The 12421-nt window shown below is 69.0% G+C and carries 9 protein-coding genes; all 9 read right to left on the bottom strand.

What is annotated here, in order from left to right:
- Positions 1 to 81 precede the first annotated feature (81 nt).
- The gene (gene rpoB, locus QWJ41_RS02465; RefSeq protein ID WP_302705580.1) at positions 82 to 3555 is read right to left on the bottom strand and encodes a DNA-directed RNA polymerase subunit beta; all 3474 of its coding nucleotides are present in this window, start codon (positions 3553 to 3555) and stop codon (positions 82 to 84) included.
- A 212-nt stretch (positions 3556 to 3767) separates the two neighbouring features.
- Positions 3768 to 4595 (bottom strand): J domain-containing protein, encoded by an 828-nt coding sequence (locus QWJ41_RS02460; protein WP_302705579.1) that lies wholly within the window; start codon positions 4593 to 4595, stop codon positions 3768 to 3770.
- Positions 4592 to 5296, bottom strand: coding sequence for a hypothetical protein (locus QWJ41_RS02455; RefSeq protein ID WP_302705578.1), 705 nt, complete (start codon positions 5294 to 5296; stop codon positions 4592 to 4594). The genes QWJ41_RS02460 and QWJ41_RS02455 overlap by 4 nt, the downstream gene beginning before the upstream one ends.
- Positions 5293 to 6582, bottom strand: coding sequence for an MCE family protein (locus QWJ41_RS02450; protein WP_302705577.1), 1290 nt, complete (start codon positions 6580 to 6582; stop codon positions 5293 to 5295). Before QWJ41_RS02450 ends, QWJ41_RS02455 begins: the two co-directional genes overlap by 4 nt.
- Entirely contained in the window at positions 6579 to 7979 is a 1401-nt protein-coding gene (locus QWJ41_RS02445; RefSeq protein WP_302705576.1) for an MCE family protein, read from the bottom strand. Before QWJ41_RS02445 ends, QWJ41_RS02450 begins: the two co-directional genes overlap by 4 nt.
- Entirely contained in the window at positions 7979 to 9130 is a 1152-nt protein-coding gene (locus tag QWJ41_RS02440) for an MCE family protein (protein ID WP_302705575.1), read from the bottom strand. The genes QWJ41_RS02445 and QWJ41_RS02440 overlap by 1 nt, the downstream gene beginning before the upstream one ends.
- Positions 9127 to 10107: an MCE family protein gene (locus QWJ41_RS02435; RefSeq protein WP_302705574.1), complete on the bottom strand. Its 981-nt coding sequence runs from the start codon at positions 10105 to 10107 to the stop codon at positions 9127 to 9129. Before QWJ41_RS02435 ends, QWJ41_RS02440 begins: the two co-directional genes overlap by 4 nt.
- The gene (locus tag QWJ41_RS02430) at positions 10104 to 11141 is read right to left on the bottom strand and encodes an MCE family protein (RefSeq protein WP_302705573.1); all 1038 of its coding nucleotides are present in this window, start codon (positions 11139 to 11141) and stop codon (positions 10104 to 10106) included. The genes QWJ41_RS02435 and QWJ41_RS02430 overlap by 4 nt, the downstream gene beginning before the upstream one ends.
- A complete protein-coding gene (locus QWJ41_RS02425; protein ID WP_302705572.1) occupies positions 11138 to 12421 on the bottom strand; it encodes an MCE family protein in 1284 nt (427 codons plus the stop codon). Before QWJ41_RS02425 ends, QWJ41_RS02430 begins: the two co-directional genes overlap by 4 nt.

Here is a 12421-nt window from a genome sequence, read left to right as displayed (position 1 = left end):
CCCCTCCCTGGGTTCTTTAAAAAGGTCGCCCGGGGGGGGGGGGGGGGGGGGCCGGCGCGACGAGCGCGCCGGCCACCGTGCTCACACCTCTTCGACCGAGCTCGGCTCGCGACGCGACAGGTCGATGCCGAGCTCCTCGGCGGCGCGGAAGACGTCCTCCTCCGCGTCACGCAGCTCGATGCTGGTGCCGTCCTGGGAGAGGACCTCCACGTTCAGGCACAGCGACTGCATCTCCTTGACGAGCACCTTGAACGACTCGGGGATGCCCGAGTCGGGGATGTTCTCGCCCTTGACGATGGCCTCGTAGACCTTGACGCGACCCGGCACGTCGTCGGACTTGATCGTCAGCAGCTCCTGCAGGGCGTAGGCGGCGCCGTACGCCTCCATCGCCCAGACCTCCATCTCACCGAAGCGCTGGCCACCGAACTGGGCCTTACCGCCGAGCGGCTGCTGGGTGATCATCGAGTAGGGGCCGGTGCTGCGCGCGTGGATCTTGTCGTCCACCAGGTGGTGCAGCTTGAGGATGTACATGTAGCCCACCGAGACCGGGTCCGGGAACGGCTCGCCGGAGCGGCCGTCGAACAGGTCGGCCTTGCCGGTCGCGTCGATCATCCGCACGCCGTCGCGGTTGGGGATCGTCGAGCCGAGCAGCCCGGTGATCTCGTCCTCGCGCGCACCGTCGAAGACCGGGGTGGCGACCTTGGTGCCGGGCTCGGCCTTGTCGACGTGGATCTTCATCAGCCGCTGCTTCCAGTCGGCGTCCGAGGTGTCGTCGGCGAGGTCGAGGTTCCAGCCCTGCTTGGCCAGCCAGCCCAGGTGCAGCTCGAGGATCTGGCCGATGTTCATCCGTCGCGGCACGCCCAGGGGGTTGAGCACGACGTCGACCGGGGTGCCGTCCTCCATGAACGGCATGTCCTCGATCGGCAGGATCTTGGCGATGACGCCCTTGTTGCCGTGGCGACCGGCGAGCTTGTCGCCCACCGAGATCTTGCGCTTCTGGGCCACGTAGACGCGGACCAGCTGGTTGACGCCCGGGGGCAGCTCGTCGCCGTCCTCGCGGTCGAAGACGCGCACGCCGATGACGGTGCCCGACTCGCCGTGCGGGACCTTCATCGAGGTGTCGCGCACCTCGCGCGCCTTCTCGCCGAAGATCGCGCGCAGCAGGCGCTCCTCGGGGGTCAGCTCGGTCTCGCCCTTGGGCGTGACCTTGCCGACGAGGATGTCGCCGGTCACGACCTCGGCACCGATGCGGATGATGCCGCGCTCGTCGAGGTCGGCCAGACCCTCCTCGGAGATGTTCGGGATGTCCCGGGTGATCTCCTCGGGGCCCAGCTTGGTGTCGCGGGCGTCGACCTCGTGCTCCTCGATGTGGATCGAGGTGAGGACGTCCTCCTGCACCAGGCGCTGGGAGAGGATGATCGCGTCCTCGTAGTTGTGGCCCTGCCACGGCATGAAGGCGACGAGCAGGTTGGTGCCCAGCGCCATCTCGGCCTCGTCGGTGCAGGGGCCGTCGGCGATCGGGCTGCCGACCTCGAGGCGGTCGCCCTCGGCGACCAGGGGACGCTGGTTGATGCAGGTGCCCTGGTTGGAGCGGCGGAACTTCGCCAGCTTGTAGCTGGAGTAGCTGCCGTCGTCGTTCATGGTCTCGACCAGGTCGGCGGAGACGTCCTTGACGACACCGGCCTTCTCGGCCACGACCACGTCGCCGGCGTCGACCGCGGCGCGGTACTCCATGCCGGTGCCGACCAGCGGGCTGTCGCTGCGGATCAGCGGGACGGCCTGACGCTGCATGTTGGCGCCCATGAGCGCACGGTTGGCGTCGTCGTGCTCGAGGAACGGGATCAGCGCGGTCGCGACCGAGACCATCTGGCGCGGCGAGACGTCCATGTAGTCGATCTCGCCGGCCAGGATCTCCGAGACCTCGCCGTCGCGCTGGCGCACCAGCACGCGCTCGTTGACGAAGCGCAGGTCGTCGTCGAGCTGGGCGTTGGCCTGCGCGATGACGTAGCGGTCCTCGTCGTCGGCGGTCAGGTAGTCGATCTGGTCGGTGACCTGGCCCTCGACGACCTTGCGGTAGGGCGTCTCCACGAAGCCGAACGGGTTGATGCGCCCGTAGGAGGCCAGCGAGCCGATCAGGCCGATGTTCGGGCCCTCAGGGGTCTCGATGGGACACATGCGGCCGTAGTGCGACGGGTGCACGTCGCGGACCTCCATGCCGGCGCGGTCGCGCGAGAGTCCACCGGGGCCCAGCGCGGAGAGGCGACGCTTGTGCGTCAGTCCCGCGATCGGGTTGGTCTGGTCCATGAACTGGCTCAGCTGCGAGGTGCCGAAGAACTCCTTCAGCGCCGCGACCACCGGGCGGATGTTGATCAGGGACTGCGGCGTGATGGCCTCGACGTCCTGGGTGGTCATCCGCTCGCGGACCACGCGCTCCATGCGGGCCAGACCGGTGCGCAGCTGGTTCTGGATCAGCTCGCCCACGGTGCGCATGCGGCGGTTGCCGAAGTGGTCGATGTCGTCGGCGGCGATGTCGAGCGCGCCGGCCGGCGCCTCGACCTGCTCGCGACCGTCGTGCAGCGCGACGATGTAGCGGATCGCGGCGACGACGTCGTCGACGGTCAGCGTCTGCTGGTCGAAGGCCTCGGTCAGCCCGAGCTTCTTGTTGATCTTGTAGCGACCGACCTTGGCCAGGTCGTAGCGCTTGGGGTTGAAGTAGTAGTTGGTCAGCAGGGTCTGGGCGGCCTCCTCGGTGGGGGGCTCGCCCGGACGCAGCTTGCGGTAGATGTCGAGCAGCGCGTCCTTCTGCGTCTCGGTGTGGTCCTTCTCCAGCGTGAGCATCATCGACTCGTACTGGCCGAACTCCTCGCGGATCTGCTCGTTGGTCCAGCCGAGGGCCTTGAGCAGCACCGTGACGTTCTGCTTGCGCTTGCGGTCCAGCCGCACACCGACGAGGTCGCGCTTGTCGATCTCGAACTCCAACCACGCACCGCGGCTGGGGATGAGCTTGGCGGTGTAGATGTCCTTGTCGGACGTCTTGTCGGCCGAGCGCTCGAAGTAGACGCCCGGGCTGCGGACCAGCTGGGAGACCACGACGCGCTCGGTGCCGTTGATGACGAACGTGCCCTTGGGGGTCATGAGCGGGAAGTCGCCCATGAAGACCGTCTGGCCCTTGATCTCACCGGTGTCGTTGTTGGTGAACTCCGCCGAGACGTAGAGCGGGGCGGAGTAGGTGAAGTCCTTCTCCTTGCACTCGTCCACGGTGTACTTCGGGTCGTAGAAGACCGGGTTCTCGAACGAGAGCGACATGGTCTCGCTGAAGTCCTCGATCGGCGAGATCTCCTCGAAGATCTCGGTCAGACCGGACTTCTCCGAGACGTCGTCACCGTTGGCACGGCGACGCTCGACCTCGGCGGTCCACTTGTCGTTGCCGACCAGCCAGTCGAAGCTGTCGGTCTGGAGGGAGAGGAGCTGGGGAACCTCGAGAGGTTCGGCGATCTTCGCGAACGAGATGCGGCGGGTTGCACGAGAAACGGCGGATGCGGAGCGCGCGGCCAAGAGTGAGTCCTTCGACGGGTCTGCTCATCGATGGCGCCAGTCCACCACCACACAGCCACCGGGCAGGCTAGAGGGCATTTGAGGGCAGGCGCAAAGCGCTACGTTACCCGAAGATCACAGGCGCGACAAGATCTGCACGCACCGAGACGATGGATGTCCCGATGATGATGAGCCCTGCGCCGGGCCGGGTCAAGCACCCTCGCCGGGTCGGCTCACTCCTGCAACTGGTTGGTGGACAGGTCGCCGACCAGCCACTGGCCGTCCTCGCGCACCATCCGCAGGGTGACCTGGTCCTTGTAGATCTCCGGCTCGTCCATGCCCTTGCGCAGCGTGGGCCGGTTGACGAAGACCAGCACGTCGACGCGGTCGCCGCTGGTGCGCACCACCGCGGAGTCGACTACCTCGACCTCGACGACGGGCTGGACCTCCTCGAGGTTCGGCTCGAGGGCGGCGACGAGCTTGTCGTAGTCCTCCTGGTAGGCGGTGGTCATGTACGACCGCGCCGCCGCGGTGGACTCCTCGAAGGAGCGGTAGTCGTAGGAGAGCACCGGGCCCACGGCGCGCTCGGCGACCGCCCGGGCCTGCTCGGCCGACTCCTCGATCTCGTTGCCGCCGTTCGCCGAGGCCACCACGCGCTCGTTGGGCTGGGCCCACACCAGCGTCGCGGCCCCCACCGACAGCACGGCCAGCACCGCGAGCACCACGAGCGCCCACCCGGGCACCAGCGGCAGCCGGCTCGCGCTCTCAGCCGGCCTCGACGCGGGGGCGTCGGCGGCGGGGGCGACGCCTGCGGGCTCGCTGGGCTCGCTGGGCTCGCTGGGCTCGTCGGGCTCGCGCTCCTCCCGGGCCAGGGCCGCGTCGTGCTCGGCACGCCGCGCGGGGTCGAGCAGCACCTCCGCGGCCTGGTTGAGCAGGCGGAAGCGGCGCTCGCTGGGGTCGAGGTCGGCGATCCCCGAGCGCCATGCGGCCCGGATCTCCTCGGTGCTGGCGCCGGGCTCGACGCCCAGCACGTCGTACCAGCTGGCTCCGGTGGCGCTCACTGCTCTCCCCCGTCGCTGTCCTGGCCGTCGTCGGGCTCGACCGGCTCGAGCGGGTCCGTAGGCAGCACGCCCTGGCCGGTGACCGGCGCGAAGGCGTCGACCTGCCACTCCCCGCCGACCTTCACCAGCTCGACCCGGACCCGGAACTGTGCGGGTGCGGACTCGGCCCGCTCCTGGTCGTCGCCCTGGGGGTAGGAGTTGGTGAACTGGCCCGCGACCAGGGCGGTGGCGGAGTCGGTGTCGAGCGTCGAGACGCCCACGGCGTAGACCTCGCTGCTGCGGCCCAGCCCGGCCTCGGCGACGGTCTGCTCGGCCGTGCCCACCTGCTCCTCGAAGTCGGTGCGGAACTTGGCGGTGATCAGCTCGCTGACCAGCTCGCGGTACTCGGGCATCCGCCCGTCGTCGTCGAGGAGGTCGGGGCCGTAGGTGTTGACCCGCAGCATGAACTGGCTGGCCACCTCCATCACGCGCTCGCGCTCCTCCTGGATCTCGTTGCGGCCCTGCGCCACGTTGGAGACTCGCTCGGCGAGGTTCCCCTCGGCGCTGGAGCTGCGGGTGGCCACCACGTAGCCCACCATGGCGATGCCGGCGACCAGCAGCACGCCGAGCAGCCCGGCCAGCGCCAGGCGGAAGCCGGGCGAGGCGGTGCGGGACTGCTGGGGTGCTGCGGGGTCGCCGGAGGGGGCCGGGTCGCTCGTCACCTGTCGGCGACGAGCGGCTGGAGGAACAGCCACTTCCAGGACTCCTTACCGAGCGTGGGCGGGGCCACGCTACCCGGTGCCGACAACGCGGCCGGAGGGCGCTCGCCCCAGGTCAGCTCGCCGGTGTCGGGGTCGAAGGAGGCCACCACCGACGACGGGTCGTAGGACGCCGCCGGTCGGGGGTAGATGTTCTGCGCGCCACGGGCGTTGCTGACCGTGGGCGGCTCCTCGCAGCGTGCGTCCTCGTTCATCGGGCGGTTCTCGCCGTTCTGCGGCGGGCGCGTGTCGGTGCTCTGGTAGCCGTTGCGGCAGATCGGGTTGTCGGTGATGATCATCCCGAAGTGGGCGTCGAAGAGCCCCGTGTCGGGCGACTTCGAGACGACCGTGAAGCCACCCTCCACGACGTAGGGGTAGATCACCAGGATCTGCTCGATGCCGTCGAGGTGGCGCACCACGACCTCGCCGGTGGTGACGAGGTTGTTGATGAGGCTGCCGAGCTCGACCCGGTTGTCCTCGATGAGCCCGCGCAGCTGCACCGCGGCGGGCGAGCCGTTGGCGATCAGGCGGCGCAGGTCGGGGTCGGCGTCGGCGAGCGTGCCGGAGAAGAGCGACAGCTGGTCGGCGAAGGTCCGGATCGCACTCTCGGAGGCGATCTGTCCGTTGAGCACCACGTTGGAGTCGCGGATCAGTGCGGTGGTGACGTCGAAGTTGTCGTTGGCGGTCTCGATGAAGGAGTTGCCGGTGTCGATGATGCGCTGCAGGTCCTCGCCGGTGCCACCGAAGGCGTCGGCGAACTCCTTGACCGTGGTGCGCAGGGCTCCCCGGTCGACCGAGGAGACGGTCGTGGACAGGTTCTCCAGCAGCGTCTCGGTCTGGATCGGCGTGCGGGTGTCCTCGGCGGCGATCTCGGAGCCCTGCTCGAGGTACGGCTCGGTCTCGACCTCGGGCTGCAGCTCGACGTACTGCTCGCCCACCGCGGAGCGGTTGCCCACGACGGCCAGGGTGTCGGCCGGGATGCTGTCGTAGTCGTTCTCGATCGAGAGGTGCACGTCGACGCCCTCGTCGGTGAGCTCGAGCTTCTCGACGCGACCGATGCCCACGCCGCGGTAGGTCACCTCGCCGCCGGCGAAGATGCCGCCGGAGCGCTCGAAGTGCGCCACCACGGTGTAGGAGCTGTCGTAGAACAGCCGGTCGAGGCGCGCGTAGCGGGCACCGACGTAGGAGACGCCGACCAGCGTGATGATCACGAAGACCATCAGCTGGAGCTTGGTGCGGCGGGTGATCATCGGGCCACCATCCCGGGCACGAGCAGGGTCACGAGGTCCTCGTCGTAGATCTCGGCGAGCTGGCCCAGGGTCGGGCCGCGGTCGGGGTCGAAGCCGGGGCGCAGCAGGCCCCCGACGAGGGGCAGCTCGGGCAGTCCGCCGCCCTCACCGCCGCCTCCGCCGGGCGCGGCCGGCAGGCCGGGCAGGTTGGCGTTGATGATCTCGCAGACCACCGTGTCCTTGTTCTTCTTCTTCAGGCAGACCTCCTGCAGCTTCAGCAGCTTCTCGGGGGTCGCGAGCACCTTGGCGCACGCCTTCGAGGTGAGGCTGCCGCTCTGCAGGCACTTGGCCACGTCGCCCAGCACCTTGGTCGGGTCGAGGTCGGTGGGCAGCACGGTGGGCAGCTCGCTGGGAGCACCGGTGATGCCGCCCGACAGGTCGACCTCGAGCTGGACGTCGAGGTTGGTGTAGTCGCCCATGTGCAGGTTGCGGGCGACCTGCGGGTCGCGGCCCACGACCTCGTCGACGAACGGGTAGGTCAGGAACACGTTGAACGCCTTGACGAAGGCGTCGCCGGAGTCGGCGAGCTCGGTGAGCACCGGCTGCAGCTGGGTCAGGGTGGCGATGGTGTCCTTCTTGGTCGCACGGATCACCCGCACCCCCACGTCGCCGAGGCGGTCGAGGGCCTGGAGCATGGTGACCAGGTCCTCGCGCTGGCGGTCCAGCGAGGTCAGCGCGGTCGGCAGCTCCTCGAGAGCCAGGTTGATGTCGTCCTGCTGGCCGCGCACCGCGATCGCGAGGTCGTTGAGCCGGCCGATCGCGTTGACGATGTCGCCCTTGTTGGCGTCGAGGGTGCCCACGAACGTGTCGATCTGGCCCAGCACGGACTTGACCGCGTCCTCGCGGCCCTCGAGGGCCAGGTTCAGCTCCTGGGTGATGGTCTTGAGCTGGGCCACCCCGCCGCCGTTGAGGACCAGGCTGAGCGCGCCGAGCACCTCCTCGACCTCGGGGTTGCGTCCGGTGCGCTCGAGCGGGATGACGTCGCCGTCACCGAGCTCGCCGCTGCCACCGTCGGCGGGCGCCGAGAGCGAGACGAACTTCTCGCCGAGCAGGCTGGTCTGGCGGATCTCGGCCAGGGGCGCGTCGGGCAGCTCGGTGTCGCCGCGCAGCTCCATGGTCACCTCGGCCACGGTGCCGTCGAGCTCGACGTCGAGCACCTTGCCGACGTCGATCTCGTTGAGCTTGACCGTCGACTTGGGCACCAGGTCGAGGACGTCACGGAACTGGGCGGTGACCACGATGGGGTCGTCCCCGGTGTCGGTGCCTCCGGGCAGCGGCAGCTGGTAGACGTCGAAGTCGCAGGCGCTCAGGGTCAGCGACGCCGCCAGCATCGCCAGCACGAGTCGGGTCCGGCGCATCAGCGGTTCACCTCCACGAGACCACCCAGGGTCTGGTCGAACGGGTCGGGTCCCGCGGTGGCGCCGGTCGGCTCGCCGCGCAGCACGTCGAGGGCCACCGGACGCGGCAGGGTGTCCTGGACGACGTCGCACAGGCCCCCCGTCGGGTCCACGGAGTTGACCACGGTGCACAGCAGGAGCGAGGGATCGTTCACGAGCTGGCTCTCGAGGTTGCCGATGTTGGCGTTGGTGTCGAGCGTGCCCGCCTGCGGGTTGTAGGTCAGGTACAGGTTGTTCAGCGCCAGGGGCGCGGTGCCGAGCACCTCGTCGAGGTTGGCGCGCTGCTTGACCAGCACCTTGGCCACCCGGTTGAGGCCCTTGATGTCGCGTCCGAGCACCTCGCGGTTGGTCTTGACGAAGTCGTTGACCTCCCCCAGCGCGGTGGACAGGTTGGCCAGCGAGCCCGCGAGCTCGTCGCGCTCACCGGCCAGCAGCTCGGAGACGTCGGCCAGCGACCGGTTGAACTGGCGCACCGTGGCGTCGTTCTCGGCCAGCGTGCTGACGAAGGACTGCACCTCGGCCAGCGAGTCGAACAGCGCGTCCTTGTTGTCGTCGAGGGTCTCGGAGAGGCGGCTGAAGTCGCCGATCGTCTGCTTGAACTGCGCGCCCTGGCCGCCGAAGTTCTCGGCGGTGACCTCGAGGAGGTCGGTGAGGGCACCGTTCTTGTTGGCGCCGTCGGGGCCCAGCGCGACGTTGAGGCGGTCGAGGCTGGCGTAGATGTCGTCGAGCTCGAGCGGCACGGACGTGCGGTCGACGCCGAGGATCTCGCCCTCGGCCAGCTCGTCGCCCTCCTCGTAGACCGGGGTCAGCTGGATGTAGCGGTCGCCCACGATGGAGGGGGCGATGATGACGGCGCTGGCGTCGGCCGGCACCTGCACGTCGGCGTCGTAGGAGATGGTCACCACGACCTCGGTGCCCGAGGGCACCACGGTCTCGACCTGGCCGACCGGCACTCCCAGGATCCGCACGTCGGAGCCCTCGTAGACCGAGACCGTGCGCGGGAACTGGGCGGTGAGCATCTTGCGGTCCTCGCCCCCCAGGAAGGTCAGGGCGGCGGCGACCAGCAGGGAGACGATGACCAGCGGCGCGGCGAAGCGGCGGAAGACGCTCACGAGATGCCACCTCCGTTGAGGACCTCGGGGACCGGGGGCAGGTTCTGGATGTAGGTGTCGAACCAGGGACCGCTGCCCAGGGTGTTGGTGAAGACCCGGTAGAAGGGGGCCATCAACCGGATGCTGTCGTCGATGTTGTCCTCGTTCTTGTTCAGCACGGCCAGCACGTCCTCGAGCTCCTGCAGAGCCGGCTCGAGGTCGCCCCGGGTGTCGCGCACCAGGCGCGTGAGCTCGCGCGAGAGCTCCTGGGTCGAGACCAGCAGGCGGTGGATCTGGTCGCGACGCGCCACCAGCGCCTGGAACAGCACGTCGGCGTCGGACATCAGGTCGACGAGGTCCTCGTCGCGGTCGTCGAGCACCGAGGAGACCCGCTCGAGGTTCTGCAGCAGGCTGCCGATCTCCTCGTTCTTGTCCGCGATGTTGGTCGAGAGCCGGGAGACGCCGTCGAGGGCGGCCCGGAACTCCTCGGGCGTGTTGCGGGTCAGGTCGGCCAGCGTGGTCAGCGACCGAGCCAGCTGGTCGGTGTCGATGTCGCCCGCGGTGTCGGCGAGGCCCTCGAAGGCCTCCACCACGTCGAAGGGCGACGAGGTGCGCTCGACCGGGATCGTCGCGCCCTCCTCGAGCTGACCCGACCCGGCGGGGTCCAGGGAGATGTACATCGAGCCCAGGAGGGTCTTGACCTTGATGTCGGCACGGCTGTCGGGGCCGAAGCCGGAGTCGGTCTTGACCTGGAAGGCCACCCGGACCACGCCGTCGGCCAGCTCGATGCTCTTGACCTGGCCCACGCGCACGCCGGCGATGCGGACCTCGTCGTCGGACTGCAGCCCGCCGGCCTCGGCGAACTCGGCGTAGTAGGTGTCGCCACCGCCGATCACCGGCAGGTCCTGGGCACGGAACGCCGCGACCAGCAGCACGGCCAGCACGCTCATGCTCACCAGCCCGATGATCACCGGGTTGCGCTCACGGAAGGGGGTCATCCGAGATCACACCTCTCCGCACCGGTCTTGAAGTCGACCGGCACCGCCTGCCCGCCCGGGAGCCGGACCCGACCCTCGAAGCCGCACAGGAAGAAGTTGAAGTAGCTGCCGTAGATCGCGGTGCGCCCGACCTTGGTCAGCTTGATGGGCAGCACCTGCAGGGCGCGGTCGAGCTCGCTCTTGTTGCGGTTGATGTTGCCCGCGAAGCGGCGCAGCTGCTTGATGTCGTTGGTGAAGGGCTGGCGGATGCCGCCGACCAGGTCGGCGGTCTCCTCCGAGAGCGCCGAGATCTGCTCCAGCGACCCGAGGATCGCGCCGCGGTCCTGCTTGAGCCCCTTGACCAGGGTCCGGAAGTTCAGGATCAGGTCGCTGAGCTGGTCGTCGCGGTCGCCGAGGTTGTCGAGGACCTGGTCGAGGTTGCTGATCAGGTCGCTGATCAGCTCGTCTCGGTCGGCCAGCGTGCTGGTCACCGAGGCGGTGCTGGCCAGCAGGCTCTCGAGCGTGCCGCCCTCGCCCTGGAAGACCTGGACGACCTCGTAGGAGAGCTTGTTGACGTCGGCCGGCGAGAGTGCCTGGAAGAGGGGCTTGAAGCCGTTGAAGAGCACCGTCAGGTCGAGCGCGGGAGAGGTGTTGGAGACGTCGATCGTGCCGCCCGGCTCGAGCTGCTCGGTGTCCCCCACCTGCTGGGTCAGCGAGATGTAGCGCTGGCCGACCAGGTTGCGGTAGCGGATCGAGGCACGGCTCGACTGGGTCAGGCTCACCTCGTCCTCGAGGTCGAAGCTGACCAGGGCACGGTTGCGGTCGACGACCTCCACGTCGGTGACGGTGCCGACCTTGACGCCCGCGACCCGGACGTCGTCACCGGAGACCACGCCCGTCGCGTCGACGAACTCGGCCTGGTACTCGTCGGATCCGGCGAAGGAGATGTTGCCGATGGTGATGATCAGGACGCCGGTGGCCATCGTCGTGATCACCACGAAGACGAGCAGCTTGACCAGGGCGCTGAAGGTCTGGGCGTCGAGCAGCTTCCTCATCGCAGGCTCACCTCCGCGCCACGCGCCATCGGGGCCAGCAGCAGCGCACCGAGGTCGGGCACGTCACCGGTGCTCACGCCCATGCCCGGGGCGAGCAGGGAGCGCAGCAGGTCGGTCTCGGCGGCACTGCCGGCGTAGCCCTGCTCGAAGGCGAAGCCGGGCGCGACCCTGCTGGTGCCCTTGCCGGTCGGCTCGTCGACGCCGTCGTCCATGTCGGGCTGCACCTGGTTCGGGTTCTCCTGGCTTCCGGGCGGGGTGGGCAGGTTGAGGCAGTTGGGCCCGCGGTCCTCGCCGTAGCGGGGCTGGTCCTGCGCGGTGTAGGGGCGCGGCTGGTTGGGCAGCGTCTCCAGCACGATGTGCAGGGTGAAGTTGCGGAACGCCTCGGCCTGCAGCTTGCCGGCGTTGACGATGCCGCGCGTCAGGCAGGTGAACTGCGGGGAGTACTTGGCCAGCAGCCGCACCTGGGGCTCGGAGACCTCGCCGAGCCGGACCAGGTTCTGCTCGTTCTCGGCCAGGAAGGTGCGCGCGCTGCCCGAGAAGGCGCTGACGTCGCGGAACAGGGCGTTGAGCGTGTCGGACTGCTCCTCCAGCGTGCCCAGGGTGGTGACCTGGTCGCGCAGGATCTGTCCCACCTCGGGCAGCACGTCGGCGTAGATGTCGGAGACCTGGGCCGTGAGCCGCAGGTCCTCGATGGCGCCGGGCAGCTGGGGGTTGAAGCGCTTGAGGTAGGAGTCGAGCGTCTCGAGGTTGTCACCGAGCTGGTCGCCGCGGCCCTCGAGCGCGGTGGCCAGGGCGTTGAGGGTCATGTTGAGCTCGGCCGGCTGCACGGTGCGCAGCAGCGGGTAGAGGTCGGAGAGCACCTTCTCGACCTCGGTCGCGACCTCGGTGCGGTCGATGGTGTCGCCGGCCTCGATGCTCCGGCCGCCGACCTCGGCGTCGTCCTCGATGATCAAGGAGACGTACTTCTCGCCGAAGAGGGTCTTGGGCACGATCGAGCCGGTCACGCCCGCGGGGATCGTGTCGACCTCGTCGGGGTAGAGACCCAGGGTGATGTCGGCACCGGCCTCGGTGGGCACGTAGTCGAGCACCTCGCCCACGATGACGCCGCGGATCTTGACGTCGGCGCGCTCGGGCAGCTGCAGGCCGATGCGCGAGCTCTGCAGGGTCACCTCGTCGTAGTCGACGAACTTCTTGGTGAAGATCGCGTAGGTCAGCCACGCACCACCCACCAGCATCGCCAGGAAGACGATGCCCAGGAGCTTGAACTGTCGAAGGATCAT

The sequence above is a fragment of the Nocardioides cremeus genome (assembly GCF_030518195.1).
Taxonomy (GTDB): domain Bacteria; phylum Actinomycetota; class Actinomycetes; order Propionibacteriales; family Nocardioidaceae; genus Nocardioides; species Nocardioides cremeus.
Note: the sequence above shows the minus strand (reverse complement) of the source record. Positions and strands in the feature narration are given on the sequence as shown.

Bases quoted from the DNA above. Each gene is read 5' to 3' on its own strand.
- QWJ41_RS02430 (WP_302705573.1), bottom strand. From the start codon at position 11,141: ATGAGGAAGCTGCTCGACGCCCAGACCTTCAGCGCCCTGGTCAAGCTG.
- QWJ41_RS02450 (WP_302705577.1), bottom strand. From the start codon at position 6,582: ATGATCACCCGCCGCACCAAGCTCCAGCTGATGGTCTTCGTGATCATC.
- QWJ41_RS02445 (WP_302705576.1), bottom strand. From the start codon at position 7,979: ATGCGCCGGACCCGACTCGTGCTGGCGATGCTGGCGGCGTCGCTGACC.
- QWJ41_RS02435 (WP_302705574.1), bottom strand. From the start codon at position 10,107: ATGACCCCCTTCCGTGAGCGCAACCCGGTGATCATCGGGCTGGTGAGC.
- QWJ41_RS02425 (WP_302705572.1), bottom strand. From the start codon at position 12,421: ATGATCCTTCGACAGTTCAAGCTCCTGGGCATCGTCTTCCTGGCGATG.